The 20,176-nt window shown below is 70.0% G+C and carries 13 protein-coding genes and 1 pseudogene; 10 read left to right on the top strand and 4 right to left on the bottom strand.

Annotated features, from left to right (window positions below; translation table 11 throughout):
• Positions 1-254 (top strand): annotated as a pseudogene (locus ACNFOC_RS31525) (hypothetical protein); the annotation flags it as partial.
• Between the two features lie 143 nt (positions 255-397).
• Positions 398-1,906 carry a DNA-binding protein NsdB gene (locus ACNFOC_RS31520; RefSeq protein WP_416962458.1) on the top strand — a complete coding sequence of 503 codons (1,509 nt, stop codon included), beginning with the start codon at positions 398-400 and terminating at the stop codon, positions 1,904-1,906.
• Between the two features lie 50 nt (positions 1,907-1,956).
• On the opposite strand, the gene ACNFOC_RS31515 is transcribed toward ACNFOC_RS31520, so the two are convergent.
• A complete protein-coding gene (locus ACNFOC_RS31515; RefSeq protein ID WP_416962457.1) occupies positions 1,957-3,384 on the bottom strand; it encodes a PP2C family protein-serine/threonine phosphatase in 1,428 nt (475 codons plus the stop codon).
• 557 nt (positions 3,385-3,941) lie between these two features.
• Here ACNFOC_RS31515 and ACNFOC_RS31510 point away from each other — a divergent pair.
• Both ACNFOC_RS31510 and murJ read left to right on the top strand, forming a co-directional pair.
• Entirely contained in the window at positions 3,942-6,215 is a 2,274-nt protein-coding gene (locus ACNFOC_RS31510; protein ID WP_416962456.1) for a M4 family metallopeptidase, read from the top strand.
• A gap of 152 nt (positions 6,216-6,367) precedes the next feature.
• The gene (gene murJ, locus ACNFOC_RS31505; protein WP_416962455.1) at positions 6,368-8,047 is read left to right on the top strand and encodes a murein biosynthesis integral membrane protein MurJ; all 1,680 of its coding nucleotides are present in this window, start codon (positions 6,368-6,370) and stop codon (positions 8,045-8,047) included.
• A 51-nt stretch (positions 8,048-8,098) separates the two neighbouring features.
• Here the strand turns inward: murJ and ACNFOC_RS31500 are convergent, their stop codons facing one another.
• Positions 8,099-8,986, bottom strand: coding sequence for an SDR family NAD(P)-dependent oxidoreductase (locus ACNFOC_RS31500; RefSeq protein ID WP_416962454.1), 888 nt, complete (start codon positions 8,984-8,986; stop codon positions 8,099-8,101).
• A gap of 71 nt (positions 8,987-9,057) precedes the next feature.
• Here ACNFOC_RS31500 and ACNFOC_RS31495 point away from each other — a divergent pair, with 71 nt between their 5' ends.
• The 3 genes from ACNFOC_RS31495 (at position 9,058) to ACNFOC_RS31485 (ending at position 13,041) form a co-directional block, all read left to right on the top strand.
• Positions 9,058-9,999 (top strand): LysR family transcriptional regulator, encoded by a 942-nt coding sequence (locus ACNFOC_RS31495; protein ID WP_416962453.1) that lies wholly within the window; start codon positions 9,058-9,060, stop codon positions 9,997-9,999.
• Between the two features lie 437 nt (positions 10,000-10,436).
• The gene (locus ACNFOC_RS31490) at positions 10,437-10,850 is read left to right on the top strand and encodes an SsgA family sporulation/cell division regulator (RefSeq protein ID WP_416962452.1); all 414 of its coding nucleotides are present in this window, start codon (positions 10,437-10,439) and stop codon (positions 10,848-10,850) included.
• Between the two features lie 160 nt (positions 10,851-11,010).
• Positions 11,011-13,041, top strand: coding sequence for a phosphocholine-specific phospholipase C (locus ACNFOC_RS31485; protein ID WP_416962451.1), 2,031 nt, complete (start codon positions 11,011-11,013; stop codon positions 13,039-13,041).
• Positions 13,042-13,062: 21 nt separating this feature from the next.
• Here ACNFOC_RS31485 and ACNFOC_RS31480 read toward each other — a convergent pair whose 3' ends face one another.
• Together ACNFOC_RS31480 and ACNFOC_RS31475 are read right to left on the bottom strand one after the other, a co-directional pair.
• Positions 13,063-14,088, bottom strand: a complete 1,026-nt coding sequence (locus tag ACNFOC_RS31480; protein WP_416962450.1) for a Gfo/Idh/MocA family protein — start codon at positions 14,086-14,088, stop codon at positions 13,063-13,065.
• A gap of 94 nt (positions 14,089-14,182) precedes the next feature.
• Positions 14,183-15,283 (bottom strand): baeRF3 domain-containing protein, encoded by a 1,101-nt coding sequence (locus ACNFOC_RS31475; RefSeq protein WP_416962449.1) that lies wholly within the window; start codon positions 15,281-15,283, stop codon positions 14,183-14,185.
• A gap of 87 nt (positions 15,284-15,370) precedes the next feature.
• Between ACNFOC_RS31475 and ACNFOC_RS31470 the strand changes: the two genes are divergently transcribed.
• The 3 genes from ACNFOC_RS31470 to asnB all read left to right on the top strand — a co-directional run.
• Positions 15,371-16,798 (top strand): basic amino acid/polyamine antiporter, encoded by a 1,428-nt coding sequence (locus ACNFOC_RS31470; RefSeq protein ID WP_416962448.1) that lies wholly within the window; start codon positions 15,371-15,373, stop codon positions 16,796-16,798.
• Positions 16,799-16,828: 30 nt separating this feature from the next.
• Complete coding sequence (locus ACNFOC_RS31465) at positions 16,829-18,091, top strand: arginine deiminase (protein WP_416962447.1); 1,263 nt, start codon at positions 16,829-16,831, stop codon at positions 18,089-18,091.
• A gap of 289 nt (positions 18,092-18,380) precedes the next feature.
• A partial coding sequence (asnB, locus tag ACNFOC_RS31460) for an asparagine synthase (glutamine-hydrolyzing) (protein ID WP_416962446.1) occupies positions 18,381-20,176 on the top strand: 1,796 nt, incomplete at its 3' end.

Here is a 20,176-nt window from a genome sequence, read left to right as displayed (position 1 = left end):
ACCTCCAGTACTGGCAGCCCGAGCTCGCGATCCTGGGCGCCCTGCTCGCCGTCGCCTCCACCGCGCTGCTGCTGTGGGCCCGTTGGGTGCTGGGCGCCATGTGGGCCAGCATCCCGCTCGTCCACGCGGACACGGAGGACGATGCTGTGTACATGGGAGATACAGATCCCTTCGTGTGCCTGCAGTGCCTGTCCAAGCAAGCGCGCTACCCGGCCCGGTCCCACGGGTGCACCCTGGGGAATGTCCCTCGGTGACCGGGTCGGGGTGGCGCGTTCCTACCTGACACCAGATGCGCAGTGGCACACCATCTGGCGCACCCTGGCGAACCCTGGCGAATAGTCGCCCGGCAACCCGCACCGGGCTATGTTCAAGTCAGCCGAGAACCTGGGGGCTTGACGTGAACGGACAACCCAACTCCCGTCTCTCGGACCTGTTCGGCCTGGCCGGCTGGTCCAAGGGCGAGCTCGCGCGGCGGGTCAACCGGCAGGCGGCGGCCATGGGCCACCCCCAGCTGTCGACCGACACCTCGCGGGTACGGCGTTGGATCGACATGGGAGAGATCCCGCGCGATCCGGTGCCGAGGGTGCTGGCGGCTCTGTTCACCGAGCGTCTCGGCCGTGTCGTGACCATCGAGGACCTCGGTCTGGTCCGGCACGGGCGTGCGGGGAAACGGCCCGACGACGGGAATGTGGAACATCCCGACGGTGTGCCGTGGGCGCCCGAACGGACTGCTGCGGTCCTCACCGAATTCACGGGAATGGACCTCATGCTCAACCGACGCGGCTTGGTGGGCGCGGGCGCCGCGCTCGCCGCAGGCTCCGCACTCAGCAGCGCCATGTACGACTGGCTGCACTCCGATCCGACTCTTTCCGCCGATGCTCCCCGATTCGACGATCCCCTGCACGCCGACCCCGCTGGGCTCGACCGCTATGAGGCCGCACCCATCGGGTCGCAGGAGATCGAGGAACTGGAGGAGTCCGTCGAGGTGTTCCGAGCCTGGGACGCGGCCCGCGGCGGCGGGTTGCAGCGCAAGGCTGTGGTGGGACAGCTCAACGAGGTGGGCGGCATGCTCGCCTACCGCCACCCCGACCATCTCCAGCGGCGCCTGTGGGGCGTCGCCGCCAACCTCGCCGTACTCGCGGGCTGGATGTCGCACGACGTCGGCCTGGAGCCCACGGCCCAGAAGTACTTCGTCATCGCCGCCCACGCGGCCCGTGAGGGCGGCGACCGGCCCCGCGCCGGGGAGGCGCTCTCACGGGCGGCTCGCCAGATGGTGCACCTGGGCCGGCCCGACGACGCACTCGATCTCATGAAGCTCGCCAAGGCCGGTTCCGGCGACCAGGTGCTGCCGCGCACCCGGGCGATGCTCTACACCATCGAGGCCTGGGCACAGGCGTCGATGGGCAAGGGCCAGGCCATGCGCCGCACCCTCGGCCAGGCGGAGGATCTCTTCGTCTCCGACCGCGGCGACGTACCGTCCCCGAGCTGGATGCAGACGTTCAAGGAGGAGGACCTCTACGGCATGCAGGCCCTGGCCTACCGCACCCTGGCCGAGCACGAGCCGGAAGCGGCCGTGCACGCCCAGTACTTCGCGGAGAAGGCCCTGGCGCTGCGGGTCGACGGACGGCAGCGGTCGAAGATCTTCGACTTCCTGTCGATGGCCTCCGCCTGCTTCATCGCCGACGACCCCGAACAGGCGGACAGGTACGCGCGGTTGGCCCTGGCGTCGATGGGATCGAACTCCTCCCACCGCACCTGGGACCGGTTGCGCGAGATGTACCGGCTCACCGCCCACTACTCCGGCTATCCGAAGATCCACGAACTGCGGGAGGAGATCAAACTCGCGCTGCCGAAGACACCGTCGAAGAGCCCGAGGGTCAGGGGCGGCAACAGCGCCCAGGCGTAGGGGGTTTGTGCAGCTGCTTCGGTAACAGCAGTTGTGCGGCTGCTTCTCTCTTACGTCGTCCTCGCGACGAGCACACACGCGTCGTCCTGGCGCTCGGTGCCGCCGAACTCCTCCACGACCATCCGTACGCAGTCCTGTGCGGTGCGCGCCTCGCCGAACCGCGGGGCCAGGTCGAGGAGTTGGCGCACGGCGGCCTCTCCGCTGTGCCCGGGCACCAGTCCGTCCGTGTGCAGCAGGAGTACGTCGCCCGCCTCGAGGGTTTCCTCGGCCTGTCCGTAGGCCGCTCCCGAGGTGGCGCCGAGCAGGACGCCGTCCGGTGCGCTCAGCATGCGCCCCGTCCCGCCGCGGAACAGCAGCGGGGCGGGGTGTCCTGCCTGCGCCCACGCCAGGGTGCGGGTCTCGGGCCGGTAGCGGCAGCACACCGCGCTGCCCAGGGCCGGTTGCACGGTGGCGTCGAGTAACTGGTTGAGCCAGGACATCAGTTGACCGGGCTCGGTGCCCGCCATCGCCATGCCGCGCAGGGCGCCGAGCAGCATCGCCATGCCCGAGGTGACGGCGACACCGTGTCCGGTGAGGTCGCCGACGCTCAACAGGGTCGCGCCGTCGGAGAGTTGGAGCGCGTCGTACCAGTCGCCGCCGATCAGCGCGCTCGTGGAGGAGGGCAGATAGCGGGCGGCCAGGTCCACTGTCTCCGGTCCCTGGTGCGGGAGCCGCAGGGAGCCGCGCCACGGCGGCAGCACAGCCTCCTGCAACTCGACCGCGAGCCGGCGCTCGGACTGCGCGTGGTGCCGGTGGCGCTGTAGCGAGTCACGGGTCTCGCTCACCGTCCGCTGGCTGCGGCGCAGTTCGCTGACGTCCCGCAGCACGGCCCACATCGAGGCGGTGCCGCCGTCGGCGTCGAGCACGGGCTCGCCCATCATGTGCACGGTCCGTACGGCGCCGTCGGGCCGGACGATGCGGAACTCGCCGTCGATGGGCTTGGCGTCGATGAGGCAGTCCGTGACCATCGCGGTCAGCCGGGGCCGGTCCTCGTCGAGGACCAGGGACGGCAGTTCGTCCAGGGTGAGCGGGGGAGCGGCCGGATCGCGGCCGAGGATCTCGTACAGCTCCCCGGACCAACTGGCCCCGTCCGTCAGGAGATCCCACTCGGCACTGCCGACCCGGCTGAGCACCGAGTCGTCCCGGGGCGCGTCCGGTACGGCGGCCGGTGCGAGCGGCGCTTCCACCGTGGCCGGCACGGGCGGCGGGCCGTCCCGCAACTGGGCCAAGTGCTCGTCGAGGTCGTTGAGTTGATGCAGCGCCAGATCGCACAGCGCCCGCTGCCACCGCTCGCGCGGGTCCGAACCGTCGTGCTGCGCGTCCCGTCGTACGGCGTCCACGTCGCCCATGAGCCGCCGTGCCTGCGATATCAGCGCGTCGACCGAGCCGCGCGCGGGCGGCTGGGCGGCTGGGCGGTCCGCAGAGAGATGGGACGGCATGACGCACTCCGATGCGGGGACGGTACGACCAAGGCGGATGGAGGGACCGGTTACGACTGTCGCACAGGCTGCGACGCCCTGTAAGGGATTTGGCAACACACGATCCGGTGGTGCTTCTGGCATATGTCAGCGTCTTCACGAGCGACCGGTGCCGTGCTCGTGGCGTGCCTGTCCTGGTGGGGCAAGTCGTGTACGCCGTACGCGAGTTGAAGGACTGATTACCCTTCCGGGCCGATATTCAACCATCTGTTCGATGGGCTCGTGTTCCACGGGGCGTGCGGGTGTGCATCGTCCGCCGTCATGCCCCGAGCGGCCGAAAAGTGTTGCCCGGACGCATCAACCGCAGTACGCAACAGTCATTTTGAGCCGTTGCTTTGTTATAGCCATGACAATTCTGTGGGCGTGGTGCCACGCTGCTGTGCACCACGCTCACCGAGCGTTCACTTCCTCCTCACCCTTCCTCCCCGCACCCGCGCGCCCGCCGGACGGCCGTACCCCGGCCCGACCCGCTCTCCAGGACTCCACCGAGTCCGACCACCCCACATAAGGAGAACGCCTTGACCCGGCATGACCGTTATCCGCACCACCCCAGATACACCGCCGCCCTGGTCCTCACCGCGGTCGGCACCCTGCTGGCCGCCGGTATGCAGACGGGCGCCGCCTCCGCCGCCCCCGGTGGACACACCGCCCCCGCGAAGATCCTGGCCACACCCCGGGCCGGAGCGGCGCCGGTCACCCTGTCGCCGGCGAAGCACGCCGCCCTCCTCAAGAGCGCCGGCGCGGCCGTCAAGAACACGGCGAGGACCCTCGGCCTCGGGGCCAAGGAGAAGCTCGTCGTCAAGGACGTCACGCAGGACGCCGACGGCACCACCCACACCCGTTACGAGCGGACGTACTCCGGACTGCCCGTCCTCGGCGGCGACCTGGTCGTCCACGCCAAGAGCGGCCGCCTCACGGTCTCGAAGACCGCGAAGGCCGACCTCACCCTGTCGGACATCACCCCGAACGTGTCGTCGGCGACGGTGAAGGCCAAGGCGCTCGCGAGCGCGGCCAAGGCGGGTGGCGAGAAGGCCGAGCTCGACGGCGCCCCGCGGCTCGTCGTCTGGGCCGCCGGAGCCAAGCCCGTCCTCGCCTGGGAGGCCGTGGTCGGCGGCTTCCAGGACGACGGAACGCCCAGCGAACTCCATGTCATCACCGACGCCGACTCGGGCAAGGCCGTCTTCCACTACCAGGGCATCGAAACGGGCACCGGCACCGGCCAGTTCAACGGAACGGTCCCGCTCAGCACCACGCTCTCCGGCTCGACGTACCAGCTCGTCGACGGCGACCGCGCCGGACACAAGACCTACGACCTGAACCAGGGCACCTCGGGCACGGGCACCTTGTTCACAGATGACAACGATGTCTGGGGCGACGGGACCGCGAGCAACCGTCAGACCGCCGGTGTGGACGTCGCGTTCGGTGCCGCCGCCACCTGGGACTACTACAAGGACGTTTTCGGCCGCAACGGCATACGCAACGACGGCGTGGCCGCCTACAGCCGGGCCCACTACGGCAACAACTACGTCAACGCGTTCTGGTCCGACACCTGCTTCTGCATGACGTACGGCGACGGTTCGGGCAACACCCACCCGCTGACGGCGCTGGACGTGGCCGCGCACGAGATGAGCCACGGCGTCACCGCAGCCACCGCCGGCCTCACCTACTCCGGCGAGTCGGGCGGCCTCAACGAGGCGACCTCGGACATCTTCGCCGCCGCGGTCGAGTTCCACGAGAACCTGCCCGCCGATGTCCCCGACTACATGGTCGGCGAGAAGATCGACATCAACGGCAATGGCACACCGCTGCGTTACATGGACAAGCCCTCCAAGGACGGTGCGTCCCGCGACTACTGGAGCTCGACGCTCGGCAGTGTCGACGTCCACTACTCCTCGGGCCCGGCGAACCACCTCTTCTACCTGCTGTCCGAGGGCAGCGGCGCGAAGACCGTCAACGGGGTCGCCTACGACAGCCCGACCTACGACGGCGTGCCCGTCGCCGGCATCGGCATCGAGAACGCCCAGAAGGTCTGGTACCGGGCGCTCACCACGTACATGACCTCGTCCACGAACTACGCCGGTGCCCGCACCGCGACGCTCCAGGCCGCCGCCGACCTCTTCGGCGCCTACAGCCCCACGTACCTCGCCGTGGCCGACGCGTGGGCGGCCATCAATGTGGGCAGCCGGATCGCGCTCGGTGTCAACGTCGCCCCGATCACAGGCCAGATCAGCGGAGTCGGACAGTCCGTGTCCCTTCAGACGGACGCGTACACCACCAACTCCGGTGCGGGGCTGACCTATTCGGCCACCGGACTGCCGGACGGACTGACCATCAGCAGTACCGGCCTGATCTCCGGCATCCCGACCACTCTCGGGAGCAGCGACGTCACGGTGACCGTCACCGACGACACGGGCGCGACCGCCACCACCGCCTTCACCTGGCGGGTGGCCAACATCTACGCCAGCGCCACCCGCGTCGACATCCCCGACAACAGCACCGCCGTGGAGTCCCCGATCACGGTCACCGGCCGCGACGGCAACGCCTCGGCCACCACCCAGGTCTACGTCAAGATCGTCCACACCTACCGCGGCGACCTCACCGTCGACCTCGTCGGCCCGAACGGAACCGTCTACTCGCTGCTGAACCGTGCCGGCGGCGCCACCGACAACGTCGACCAGACCTTCACCGTCGACGCCTCCGCCCAACCGGTCAACGGCACCTGGAAGTTGCGGGTGCAGGACCGCGCCGCGGTCGACGTCGGCTACATCGAGCAGTGGCAGCTCACTCCGTGAACCGGCCGCTCTAGCCGTGTAGTTCGGGGACCGCAGGTTCAAGTCCCCTGACTGGCCACCCGTGTTGTCGGTTCCGACCGTGCTCGCGTCATGGCTCACGCCTGACGACGCGGCGCGGTCGGAACCGGCGCCGGGGATCGTAGATTGAGCCCATGATCGAGGAGAGCTCGCCCGAGCGGTCGGAACGGTCACGGACACGACGCAGGCACGCCGCCCGGAAGAAGCCCGAAGATGAGGGTGGGCTGCTGCGTTCGACCGCGCTGATGGCGGCGGGAACCGTGGTGTCGCGCGCCACCGGACTGATACGGATGGTGTTGCAGGGCGCCGCGCTGGGCACCGGGCTGCTGGCCACCACCTACAACCAGGCCAACACCGTGCCGACAAGTCTGTACTTCCTGCTCATCGGCGGCGCGCTGAACTCCGTCCTGGTCCCCCAACTGGTCCGCGCCCGGGCCGAGGACCCCGACGGCGGCGCGGCCTTCGAACAACGGCTGGTCACCCTGGTGTTGTGCGTCCTCGGCGTGGGGACCGCGCTCGCCACCTGGGCCGCCCCGGAGATCATCAGCGTCTACCAGCACGACACACCCGCCACGCACGACGCGTTCGAGCTGACGGTGGTGTTCGCCCGCTTCCTGCTCCCGCAGATCTTCCTCTACGGCGTCTTCAGCATCTTCGGCCAAGTCCTCAACGCCCGGAGCCGGTTCGGCGCGATGATGTGGACCCCAGTGCTCAACAACCTCGTCCTGATCGCCATGTTCGGCCTCTACCTCGGTCTGCTGACCGCGCCGGAACAGGTCTCGGACATCACGGGCGCCCAGGTCCGGCTGCTCGGGATCGGGACCACGATCGCGCTTGCGGTTCAGGCACTCGCGCTGGTTCCCTACGCCCTCGCGGCCGGGTTCCGGTTCCGCCCGCGTTTCGACTGGCGCGGCACCGGGCTGCGCAAGAGCGTCAACGCCGCACGCTGGACACTGCTGTTCGTGCTGGCCAACCTGGCGGCGAGCACGGTGGTGACCCGGCTGGCCTCCGACGCGGACGCCGCCCGTCCCCACGACGGCGTCGGGTACACCGCGTACAGCTACGCCCAGCAGATCTGGATGCTGCCCCAGTCGATCGTCACCGTCTCCCTCGTGACAGCGCTGCTCCCGCGCATGAGCCGGGCCGTGACCGAACACCGCGTCGACGACCTGCGCGCCGACCTGTCCCGCGCGCTGCGGGTCAGCGGTGTCGTCATCGTCCCGGCCGCGTTCTTCTTCCTCGCCTTCGGTCCGCAGACGGCCCGACTCCTGTTCGCCCACGGCTCCGCCGACGCCTCGGCCACCGTGCCGCTGGGCCACATGCTGCAGGCCTTCGGCCTGGGACTGATCCCGTTCTCCGCGCAGTACCTCCTGCTCCGCGGCTTCTACGCCTTCGAGGACACCCGTACGCCGTTCCGGATGGCGGTGTGGATCGGCGGCATCAACATCGGTCTCGCCACGGCCTGCCACCTCCTGTTGCCCGCGAGCTGGGCGGTCACGGGCATGGCCGGTGCCTATGCCCTGTCGTACGCGATCGGTCTGCTGTTGACCGCGCTGCGCCTGCGGCGGCGTACGGAGGGACTGCTCGACGGACGCCGGATCTGTCGCACCTACGCGAAACTGACCACGGCCGCCGTCGCTGCCGGCGGCGCCGGTTGGCTCCTGGCCCGGGTCTGCGACCGGACCCTGGCCTCGGCCTCGTGGGCGCCCGCGCTCTCGCTGGCCGCGGGCGGCACCGCGATGGCCCTGCTGTTCCTGCTGCTGGCCCGGTTCCTGAGGATCGGGGAGTTGCGGAGCCTGCCCGGCCTGGGATGAGCGTCCGGCACCGGGGGCGGCCCCGTCACCTGCGAGCGGATGCCGATGCCGTCAGGGTGTGATCAGCCGGTCCTGCTCGGCCGGCGGCGTACCGCCGTACCAGTCCAGGGCCTTGCCGAAACGCACCAACTCGCCGTAGTGGGTGGGGTCGACGTGGTCGGCGAGGACGAGGTCGAGGACGGCGCCGGCCGCGTCGGCGGGGGACTGGGCCTGGCTGAAGTCGCTGAACCAGGGGCGCGACGTGTCCGTGTCGACCATGCCCGGGCACACGGAGGCGATCAACGTGCCTGCCGCCAGGTCGTGTTCGCGGCGTTCGGCCGCGACCGCCCGGACCGCGGCGACCTGGGCCACCTTCGAGGGCACGTTCAGCCAGAGCGGCCAGCCCGCCTCGGCCGTGGTCCGGTGGTGGACGGCACCGCGCCAGGACTCGACGGCGTACTCGACCTGGTCCAGGCTCGCGCCGTCGAACAGGTCGTGCAGCGCGGGGTCGAGGTGTCCGAGGGTGCCGAGGCTGCTGGCCACGACGAGGAACCGGCCGCCCGGGCGCAGGACGGGCCCGAAGGAACGCAGCATCGCGTGGGTGGCGGTGTTGGAGACGTCGATGAACTCGTCGGCGCGCGCCGCCTGCGATTCCCCGGGCAGCACCCGGGCCACGGCGTTCGAGATGACGATGTCGACCCCGCCGTGGCGCTGCCGGAGATCGTCGGCCAGGTGGGTGATGGCATCGGTATCGGTGACGTCCAGGATCCGGCCCTCGACCCGGCTGCGGGTGCCGGGCAGGCTCGCGACCTCGTGGGCCGCGTCGGTGACCCGCCGCTCGTCGCGTCCGGTGAGCAGGACCAGGTCGTCGGGGCCCATGCGGGCCGCCAGACCCTCGACGAGGGCGCGGCCGAGTCCTTGGTTGGAGCCCGTGACGAGGGCGATGCGCGAAACGTTCATGACCGCCACGGTAGGAACCCGCCGGGTGTGCGTCCAACGAAAGTTACGCACCGCTAGCATGCGTGATCGTCATGGACTTCACGGATGTGTCACTGACCGCGTTGCGCGTCTTCCGCGCGGTCGCCGAACAGGGAACCTTCACCGCGGCCGCCGCGTCACTGGGCTACACCCAGTCTGCGGTGTCCCGCCAGATCGCCGCGATCGAACGGGTGGCGGGCGCGGAACTGCTGGAACGGCGCCGCGACGGCGTACGGCTGACTCCGGCCGGCCGGCTCGTCATGCGCAGGGCGACGGTCGTCCTGGACGAGATCGACGCGACCGCGCGTGAGCTGTCCGGTCTGCCCACGGAGGCCGCGACCGTCCGCCTGGGCTGGTTCCCCAGCGCGGGAGCGGTCCTGCTGCCCCGCGCCCTGGCCGCCCTGCGCCGCACCGACCCGGACCTGCACGTCGTCAGCCGGGAGGGCGGCACCCCGGCCCTGGTACGCGCCCTGCGCGCCGGCAGCCTCGACCTGGCCCTGCTGGCGTCGGCGCCGCCGTTCCGGCCGCCGGACACCGAATCGCCGCCGCTGGTGCTGCGCACGCTCACCGAGCGCCCGCTCTATCTCGCGGTGCCCGCCACGCATCCGCTGGCCCGGGGCGACTACGTCGACGTGGCCGACCTGCGCGGACAGCGCTGGATCGCGAGCCCCTCCTCCGGCGAGGACCGGCTCATGGGCGTGTGGCCGGGGCTGGACGAGCGCCCCGAGATCGTCCACACCGCCCGCGACTGGCTGGCCAAGCTCCAACTCGTCGCCGCCGGTTGCGGGTTGACCACGGTGACCGGCTCGCTGGCCCCCGCCGTGCCGAAGGGCGTACGCGTCCTGCCGGTGCGCGGCGGACCCCAGGAACAGCGCCGCCTGCTGCTGGCCCGCCTTCCACACCCGCCCACCGAAGCGCTCACCCGCGTGGCGTCCGCACTTCGGCTCGCCGCCCTCGACGCCTACGCCCCGAGCACGGCGCCCGCGCAGGAGTGAATCCTTCGGCTGGCCCGGCGGGTTTCCCAACTCGGCATTGCTGGGCGGGCTTTGTCCCGCGACGCGCTGCCCGTGCGCCGAGCGACACCGGCAGGCCGCGTCGGTCAGCGGTCCGTCGCGGTGGCTGCGATGCCGGTGCCGCATGGGAGGGAGTGGGGCATGCGTCCCGACCGGTCTCCCCAACTCCGCCTTGCTCGGAGGTCGTTGGCCGACACGGACACCCGCAGTGCCTGCTCCACGGCCCCGTCCATGGGCCCACCTCACCGGGCTCACCCGTCCCACCGCAAACGAATTCACCGGCAGCCACACGCATCGACGGCATAGTGACGCAGGTCACATCAATTCATTCGGGGTTCCGCGTAATGCGAACGGCACCTGCGAGGTCGTACAGGCACACGGCAATCCGGCCGACCTCACGCCCGCAGTGGAGACCGACCATGGACATCACCCTCGAACAGCCCACCCGAGCCCGGCTGATCACGGCGGAGGAGACGGAGATTCCCGTGTCCGCCACGCTCCGCTACCTCGCCTCGGACCCGCTGGCCGTGCACCTCGACTTCCCGCCCGAGGTCTCCCTCGACGGCGACGGCGTCACCTGGACCTTCGCCCGGTCGCTGCTGGAGGAGGGACTGCGCAGGCCGGCCGGCGGCGGTGACGTGCACCTGTGGCCGTGCGGCCGGGCCCGTACGGTGCTGGAGTTCCACTCGCCGTTCGGACTCGCCCTGCTCCACTTCCACACCCCGGAACTGCGCCGCTTCCTGCTGCGGACCTACGAGCTGGTGGCCACCGGGCAGGAGGACATGGACGCGGTCGTCGACCGGGGACTGAGCGCCTTGTTCGGCAACGTCTAACAGGAACGTCTCAACAGCTGAGGGCAACTCGGCGCACCGAAGCCGACTTTGACTTTTGTTCACCTCCATCTCACCGCGCGGGGATGGACCTTGGCGATCACCCCGTGCACCCTTGCGCGCGGTGTGCCGCTCGGGCACGCCTGTGACGAGGGTGGGGCGAATGACACCGATCAGCCGAAGAGGCTTCGTGGGGCTCGGTGCCACCGTGGCGGCGGGCATGGCGACGGGCACCGGCGCACGGCCGGCGGTCGCGGCGCAGCGGACGGCGGCGGCGACCGGCACGATCTCTGACGTGAAACACGTGGTGATCCTCATGCAGGAGAACCGCAGCTTCGACCACTACTTCGGGCGCCTCAAGGGCGTCCGCGGCTTCGACGACCGCAGCGGCATCACGCTGAGCGGCGGATACCCGGTCTTCAACCAGCCCAACGGCGGCGGCCGTCAGTACCCGTGGAAGCTGAGCGCCACCCCGGCCGCGGGCGGCCAGGACGGCGAGACCCTCGCCCAGTGCAACGGCGACCTGCCGCACTCCTGGTCCTCACAGCACTCCGCGTGGAACAAGGGCCGCCTCGACAACTGGGTCTCGGGCGTGGGCAATGTCCGCTCGCTGGGCTATCTGGACCGCTCGGACATCCCGTTCCACTACGCGCTCGCCGACAACTACACCATCTGCGACGCCTACTTCTGCTCCACCCTCAGCGCGACCGGCCCCAACCGCACCTATCTGTGGAGCGGCAAGGTCGACTCCTCCAGCTACGACGGCGGTGACGAGTCCGGCCTGACCTGGCAGACCTACGCCGAGTCCCTGCAGAACGCCGGAGTGACCTGGAAGGTCTACCAGAACGCCGCCGACAACTACGGCGACAACGCCTGCGCCTACTTCAAGAACTTCACCAACTCCAAGGCGGGCAGCCCCCTTTACGACCGCGGCATGTCCTCCGTTCCGAGTGCCACCGGCTCGACTCCCGACGACATCGCCGCCGCCATCAAGGCCGACGTCCTCGCGGGCACCCTCCCGCAGGTCTCCTGGGTCGTCCCCAACCAGGCCTTCTCCGAGCACCCCTACGCCCCGCCCGGCGACGGCGCGCACTTCGTCGGCCTCGTCTACCAGGCCCTCGCCGCCGACCCGGACGTCCTCGACTCGACCGTCCTGTTCCTCAACTACGACGAGAACGACGGCTACTTCGACCACGTCCCGCCGCCCGCCCCGCCCGCCAGCACCGACGGCGAGTTCCTCAACGGTGTGCCCTACGGCTTCGGGTTCCGCGTCCCGATGATCGTCATCTCGCCCTGGACACGCGGCGGTTGGGTCTCCTCCGAGGTCTTCGAGCACACCTCGGTCCTGCGCTTCCTGGAGACCTGGACCTCGACCCTGGGCAAGCCCGCCGCCTGCCCCAACATCAGCACCTGGCGCCGCAAGGTCAGCGGCGACCTGACCGGCGTCTTCGACTTCGCCAACCCGGTCCACGGCGCGGTGTCCCTGCCCGCGACGAGCGTCATCGGTATCTTGACCTGCGGACCGCTGCCCAACCCGGTGCCGACGGACAACGCCCTGCCCGTCCAGGAGTCCGGCACCCGGCCCGCCCGCGCGCTGCCGTACCAGCCCAACGGGTACCTGGACCGCCTGGAGTTCGGGTCGAGCGGCAAGATCCTCGCCTGGTTCGCGATGTCCAACCAGGGCGGCGCCGCGAAGAGCGCGGCCCATCTCTCCATCCACCCCAACGCCTACCGCGACACCACGCCCTGGCAGTACACGATCGACCCGGGCGGCACCGCCTCCGACTACTTCAACATCGGTACGGGCTACGGCAGCGGCAAGTACGACATCACCATGGTCGGCCCCAACCGCTTCCTGCGCCGCTTCCAGGGTGACGCGACGAAGGCGGGCAAGTCCGTTGAGGTGAGCACCCGTTACGCCGTCGAGCCGAGCAGCGGCAAGCTCGCCGTCTACTTCAAGATGACCAACTCGTCCGCCGCGTCGGTGAAGTTCACCATCACCTCCAACCACTACCGCGGTGACGGGCCGTGGACCTACCCGGCCGCCGCGGGCGCGTCGACGGAGGACTTCTTCAACGCCGTTGCGTACCAGAGCGGTTGGTACGACTTCACGGTCACCGTCGACTCCGACGCGACCTGGTCGCGCCGGTTCACCGGGCACCTGGAGTCGGGGACGGCGAGCGTCAGCGGCTGATGCCGGCGTACAACTTTGGCGTCAGCGGCTGACGTCGGCGTACAGGTCCGGGCGCGGGGCGAGTCCGACGGCCACCCGGCCGCCGCTCTCCAGCGCCCGGACCCCGGCCTCGGCGATCGCTGAGGAGGCGTAGCCGTCCCAGGCGCTCGGGCCGGTGACCAGGCCCCGCCGGGTGGCGTCGACCCAGGACTGCACCTCGCGGTCGTAGGCGTCCGCGAACCGGACGAGGTAGTCCAGCGGTACGTCCTCGTGGGCGCTGCCCCGCGTGGTGACGACCATCGCGCGGTCCTCGCCGATCCGGGCGCTGCCCGCCTCGCACACGGCCTCGCAGCGCACCTGGTAGCCGAACCCGCTGTTGACGAAGACCTCGACGTCGACCAGGGCGCCCCCGTCGGTCTCGAAGAGCACGAGCTGCGGGTCGAGCAGTCCCTCCGGCGCGTTCGCCGACGAGCGCGGGCTGAGCACGCTCACCGCGGTGAGTTCCTGGCCGAGCAGCCAGCGGGCCGCGTCGATCTCGTGCGACACGGAGCTGTCGATGAGCATCGCCGAGGTGAAGTACGGCGGCGACGACACATTGCGGTGGGTGCAGTGCAGCATGAGCGGGCGCCCCAACTGCCCGCTGTCCAGCACGGACTTGAGCTGCTGGTACTCCGCGTCGTAGCGCCGCATGAACCCGATCTGCGCGAGCCGTCGCCCGAGGCGTGCCTCCGCCTCCACCACCCGGAGCGCTCCGGTGGAGTCGGGCACCATGGGCTTCTCGCACAGCACCGGCAGCCCGCGCGCGAAGGCCGCGAGCAGCGCCTCCTCGTGCGCGGGACCCGGCGAGGCGATGAGCACCGCCTCGACCCCGGGGGCATCCAGCGCGGCCACGGCGTCCTCGTGCACCGTGACCGCGTCCAGACCGGCCACCGCCTCCTTGGCGCGATCGGTGTCCGGGTCGGCCACGGCGGCGACCCTGGCGCCGCTCACCACCTGATCGAGGCGTCGTATGTGGTCGGCCCCCATGTGTCCCGCACCCAGCACGGCCACGCCCAGCAGGTCACCCACGTGTGCACTCCCTCTCCGTCGACGATCACGCCGTAGCGTACGCCGTAGGGGGAGGGGGCCTCCGGAATGCGTGGGGCTCGGTGGCGAGGGGGGTTCAGTAGCGCAGTACGCCCGCGATGCCGTCCGTGTCGTTCAGGGTGCCGTCGGGGACGAAGCGGACGTCGGCGCCGGTCTCCAGGCACCGTTCGACGATCTCGTCCACGATGTCCTCGCGGGCGTCGAGGCCGCTGCCGTCGGCCGGGACCAGATGGTCGCCGTGGTCGTCGCGGACCGTGACGCGGTAGTTCTCCTCGACGGCCAGCAGCCGGACCCGGCCCTCGCGGGCGTTCTGCCAGACCTCGTCGACGCCGGCCGCGAACTCCTTGCGCCCGCGCGCGGATTCGAGCTCGCGGGTCACGGTGACGGTGCTCTTGCGGGCCTCGGCGTCGACCAGTGGCCGTACGGCCTGCCACACGGCGTCGGGCGTGCCGTGCGCGAGGCCGCCGTGCGCGATGTGCACCGCGTCCTTGGTGGCGCCGCCGACCTCGTCGAGGGCGGACAGGGCGGCCTGTTCGCCGGTGATGTAGAGCGGGCGCCGCTGCTCGCGCAGGATCCGGCCCATCGCGGTGTCGGCCTCGCGCAGGAAGTGGCGGGTGTCCTCGTCGCGGAAGGTGCTCGGGATGTCGCCGATCCGCTCCTGCCGCTCGGCGTCGAAGTTGTCCCGGTGGTCGCGGGTCAGCGGGAAGCCGCCGGTGTGGGCCTCGACGACCCGGTCGACACCGCCGTTCCACAGCGTGACGCGGTCCGCGGCGAGCGACAGCACCCAGAACGGGCGCTCGGAGGCCTGCGCGGAGACGAGATTGCGGGTGAGGAACGTGTCGGAGAGCACCACACGTTCCGGCACGGACCTGGCGAGGGACCACACCTGGTGCTCGCCCGGCGCGGCGAAGATCACCAGCCCGTCCTCGGCATGCGCCAGATCGACCTCGGCGAGGGCCTGGTCGAGCTGACGGGAGACGTCGATGCGCCGCTCCCGGGGGACCGCGGGATCGGCCTCCAGCTGCTTCTTGGCCTCGGCCAGCACATTGCGCAGCCGGACCGGATCCTGGGCGTTGTCGGGTTCGCGACGATGCGTCGGGGTGAGCACGGAGACCGCGGGGTAGGGGCGCGGGCGCCGCAGTTCGGTGAGGGTGGCGGGACTCAGTGCGTGCTCCATAACAGCACGATAGGGCCGATTCACCGATGGGGCATATGGGGGAAGCCCGCCAGGCAATTGGGTCAATTGGTTGCTAACGTCCCTCAGGTGACGCAAGCCGCCACCACCGCCCCCCGGACCACAGCCGCCAAGCTGACCCTGCCGACGCTGACCACCATGGTGGTCGGCTCCATGGTCGGGGCCGGGGTGTTCTCCCTTCCACGCCGGTTCGCGCAGGAGACGGGCGTGGCCGGCGCCCTGATCGCCTGGGCCGTCGCCGGCACGGGCATGCTGATGCTCGCCTTCGTCTTCCAGACCCTCGCCGTCCGCAGACCCGACCTCGACGCCGGTGTCTACGCCTACGCCAAGGCCGGTTTCGGCGAATACCTCGGCTTCTTCGCCGCGTTCGGCTACTGGGCCAGCGCCTGCGTCGGCAACGTGACGTACTGGGTGCTGATCATGTCGACGATCGGCACGATCGCCCCCGCGCTCGGCGAGGGCGACACCGTCCTCGCGGTGGTCCTCTCCTCGGCCGGGCTGTGGCTCTTCTTCCTGCTGATCAGCCGCGGGGTGAAGGAGGCGGCGGCCATCAACCGCATCGTCACCGTCGCCAAGGTCGTGCCGATCCTCGTCTTCGTCATCCTGGCGCTCTTCTACCTCAAGCCCCATGTCTTCGCCGAGAACTTCGGCGGCGCCGACTACGCGGGCTCCCTGTTCCAGCAGGTCAAGGGCACCATGCTGGCCACGGTCTTCGTGTTCCTGGGCGTCGAGGGCGCGAGCGTCTACTCCCGGCACGCCAAGCGCCGCGAGGACGTCGGCCGCGCCACCGTCCTCGGCTTCCTCAGCGTCTTCGCCGTCTTCGCGTCGGTCACGATCGTGTCGTACGGCCTGATGCCGATGGGCGAGATCGCCGAACTGCGGCAGCCCTCCATGGCGGGTGTGCTGGAACACGCGGTGGGCACCTGGGGGAAGGTCTTCGTCAGCGTAGGGTTGATCGTCTCCGTGCTGGGCGCCTACCTCGCCTGGACGCTGATGGCCGCCGAGGTGCTGTTCGTCGCCGCCAAGGACGACGACATGCCGCGCTTCCTGAAGGAGTCCACCGCGGCCGACGTGCCCGTCCCCGCGCTGGTGATGACCACGCTGCTCAGCCAAGTCGTCCTGATCGTCACCTACTTCTCCGACGACGCCTTCAACTTCGCACTGGACCTGACCAGTTCACTCACGCTGATCCCGTTCCTGCTCGCGGCGGGTTTCGCCGTACGGATCGCGCTCAAGCAAACACGCGCAGGACGCGGCGAGTTGGTGGTCGCCGTGCTCGCCACCGTCTACACCGCGTTCCTCCTCTACGCGGCCGGGCTCAAGTACCTCCTCGTCTCGTTCATCATCTACGCGCCCGCCACCTTCCTGTTCGTCAAGGCCCGCAGGGAACAGGGACGTTCGCCCTTCTCGGCCCGTGAACTGGTGATCCTCGCCGTCTCGATCGCCGGCGCCGCCGTCGGGATCGTCGCCCTGACGCTGGGCTGGATCAGCCTCTGACCTCGCCCCCGACCCCCGGAAAGGTGCACCGTGACCAGTCAGGACAGCGCGAACCGACATGAGTACGGCGTCCACTCCGAAGTCGGCCGCCTCCGCAAGGTACTGGTCTGCGCGCCGGGCCTGGCCCACCGCAGGCTCACCCCGACCAACTCCGACGACCTGCTCTTCGACGACGTGATGTGGGTCGAGAACGCCCAGCGCGACCACGCCGACTTCGTCAACAAACTCCGCGAACGCGGCGTCGACGTCGTCGAGTTGCACGAACTGCTCGCCCAGACGATGACGATCCCCGCCGCCAAGGACTGGCTCCTGGACCGGAAGATCGTCGCCAACGAGGTCGGCCTCGGTCTCATCGACGCGACCCGCGCCTACCTGGAGAGCCTCGAACCGGCCGAACTGGCTAAGTACTTGATCGGCGGCCTCGCCACCACCGACCTCCCGGACGAGTACCGCACCGACTACGTCGCCCTCGTCCGCGAGTCGACCGGTGTCCGCGAATACCTGATGCCACCGCTGCCCAACACCCTCTACACCCGCGACACGACCTGCTGGCTCTACGGCGGCCTCACCCTCAACCCGCTCTACTGGCCCGCCCGGCACGACGAGACCCTCCTGATGAAAGCGATCTACACCTTCCACCCCGACTTCGCGGGCTCCGTCGTCTGGTGGGGCGACCCCGAACTCGACTGGGGGCAGGCCACGTTCGAGGGCGGCGACATCATGCCCGTCGGCAACGGCGTGGTCCTCATGGGGATGAGCGAACGCACCTCGCGCCAGGCCATCACCCAGGTCGCCAAGGCGCTCTTCGACCTGGGCGCCGCCGAACACGTCGTCGTCGCCGGCATGCCGAAGCTGCGCTCCGCGATGCACCTCGACACCGTCTTCACCTTCGCCGACCGCGACCTGGTGACCCTGTACCCGGCCATCATGGACGCCGTCCACACCTTCTCCCTGCGCCCCGGCGACAAGGCCCCCGGCATCGACATCGTCGACGAGGGCTCGACCCCCTTCACCGACGTCGTCGCCAAGGCGCTCGGTCTGCCCGGGCTGCGGGTCGTCGAGACGGGCGGCGACATCTACGCCTCCGAACGCCAGCAGTGGGACAGCGGCAACAACGCGGTGGCGCTGGAACCCGGCGTGGTCTTCACCTACGACCGCAACACCCAGACCAACACCCTGCTGCGCAAGGCGGGCGTCGAGGTCATCACCATCGTCGGCGCCGAACTGGGGCGCGGCCGGGGCGGCGGGCACTGCATGACCTGCCCGATCGTGCGGGACCCGGTGCGGTTCTGAAGTTCCTCGCGGGTCGCGGATGTTGGGCAACTCTTTGCCGTTGGCCGAATCCTGACGATCTCCGCCCGGTGGGACGCCGGTCCATGGATCCCGGGTACGCAAAACGCGGCTGAAAGTGCCGGGACGGGACGGCCGTTCAGGTTACGGCTGTGTTGACCGGCCCTGCGCGGTGACACACGCTCGTCATGTAGGTGCTCGATACAACTGGTTCGCGGGGTGCGGGTCGCGCTCAAGGAAAAGGCGCAGGTGAACGACCAACTTCCGGCGGACCGAACGCAGGAGGTAACGCATGTGCGGCATCACCGGCTGGGTCTCCTTCGACCGTGAACTGCGCACCGAGGCCGCGACATTGGATGCAATGACCGAGACGATGGCCTGCCGCGGCCCGGACGACCGCGGCAGCTGGGTGCAGGGGCCCGCGGCCCTCGGACACCGCCGGCTCGCGATCATCGACCTGCCCGGCGGCCGTCAGCCGATGACTGTCGATACCGCGGACGGCACCGTCGCGCTCGTCTACTCGGGGGAGGCCTACAACTTCACGGAACTCCGCCGCCAACTCGCCGACAGGGGACACCGGTTCACCACCGACTCCGACACCGAGGTCGTACTGCGCGGCTATCTCGAATGGGGCGACGCGGTCGCCGAACGCCTCAACGGAATGTACGCCTTCGCGATCTGGGACGGCCGCCGCGACCAGCTCGTCATGATCCGCGACCGCATGGGCATCAAGCCGTTCTACTACCAACAGACGTCCGACGGCGTCCTGTTCGGCTCCGAACCGAAGGCGATCCTCGCCAACCCACTGGCCCGCGCCAGGGTCACCCTGGACGGCCTGCGCGAACTCTTCACCATGATCAAGACACCCGGACACGCCGTCTGGGACGGCATGCGCGAGGTCGAGCCCGGCACCGTCGTCACCGTCGACCGCTCGGGCCTACGGCGGCGCGTCTACTGGCAGTTGGAGACCCGCCCGCACACCGACGACCGCGACACCACCGTCGCCCACGTCCGCACCCTCCTCGACGACATCGTGCGTCGCCAACTCGTCGCCGACGTACCGCGCTGCACCCTGCTCTCCGGCGGCCTCGACTCCTCCGCCATGACCGCGATAGCGGCCCTCCAACTCGCCGAGCACGGCGAGAAGGTGCGCAGCTTCGCCGTCGACTTCGCCGGCCAGAACGAGAACTTCGTCGCCGACGAACTGCGCGGCACCCAGGACACGCCGTACGTCCACGACGTGGCCCGCGCCTCCGGCACCGACCACCAGGACATCGTGCTCGACGCACACGCCCTCGCCGACCTCGACGTACGCGCGAAGATGCTCCGGGCCCGCGATCTCCCCCTGGGCTTCGGCGACATGGACTCCTCGCTCTACCTGTTGTTCCGCGCCATCCGCGACCAGTCCACCGTCGCCCTGTCCGGCGAGTCCGCCGACGAGGTCTTCGGCGGATACCTGCAGTTCTTCGACGAGGAGGCGAGGCGCGCCGACACCTTCCCCTGGCTCGTGCGGTTCGGCCGGCACTTCGGGGACGACGCGGACGTACTGCGCCCCGACCTGACCAAGGCCCTGGACACCGAGGCGTACATCGCGGACGGCTACCGCACCGCCGTCGCCGGCATCCAACGCCTCGACGGCGAGAGCGACTTCGAGTACCGCATGCGGCGCGTCTGCCACCTCCATCTCACCCGCTTCGTACGCATCCTGCTCGACCGCAAGGACCGCGCGAGCATGGCCGTCGGCCTGGAGGTCCGCGTCCCGTTCTGCGACCACAGGCTCGTCGAGTACGTCTTCAACACGCCCTGGTCCCTCAAGTCCTACGACGGCCGGGAGAAGACCCTGCTCAGGGAGGCCACCGCGGACGTCCTCCCGAAGTCCGTCTACGACCGGGTCAAGAGCCCCTACCCATCCACCCAGGACCCCAAGTACGCGGCGACGCGCTCCATCCGAGCGACGCGCTCCGGTCCCGGCAGCGCCCGCGTCCGACCGTATGCAGCAGTGCAGTTTGGTGAGGCGCAGATGGGCCACCTGGCACCGGACGTGGTCGAGCGGATCGTACGAGGCAACGCGATCGAACTGCTGGGCCT

The sequence above is a fragment of the Streptomyces colwelliae genome, from assembly GCF_048158785.1.
GTDB lineage: Bacteria > Actinomycetota > Actinomycetes > Streptomycetales > Streptomycetaceae > Streptomyces.
Note: the sequence above shows the minus strand (reverse complement) of the source record. Positions and strands in the feature narration are given on the sequence as shown.

Excerpts from the sequence above, each read along its gene's own strand:
- ACNFOC_RS31515 (WP_416962457.1), bottom strand. The coding sequence starts at position 3,384 with ATGCCGTCCCATCTCTCTGCGGACCGCCCAGCCGCCCAGCCGCCCGCG.
- murJ (WP_416962455.1), top strand. The coding sequence starts at position 6,368 with ATGATCGAGGAGAGCTCGCCCGAGCGGTCGGAACGGTCACGGACACGA.
- ACNFOC_RS31500 (WP_416962454.1), bottom strand. The coding sequence starts at position 8,986 with ATGAACGTTTCGCGCATCGCCCTCGTCACGGGCTCCAACCAAGGACTC.
- ACNFOC_RS31495 (WP_416962453.1), top strand. The coding sequence starts at position 9,058 with ATGGACTTCACGGATGTGTCACTGACCGCGTTGCGCGTCTTCCGCGCG.
- ACNFOC_RS31490 (WP_416962452.1), top strand. The coding sequence starts at position 10,437 with ATGGACATCACCCTCGAACAGCCCACCCGAGCCCGGCTGATCACGGCG.
- ACNFOC_RS31485 (WP_416962451.1), top strand. The coding sequence starts at position 11,011 with ATGACACCGATCAGCCGAAGAGGCTTCGTGGGGCTCGGTGCCACCGTG.
- ACNFOC_RS31475 (WP_416962449.1), bottom strand. The coding sequence starts at position 15,283 with ATGGAGCACGCACTGAGTCCCGCCACCCTCACCGAACTGCGGCGCCCG.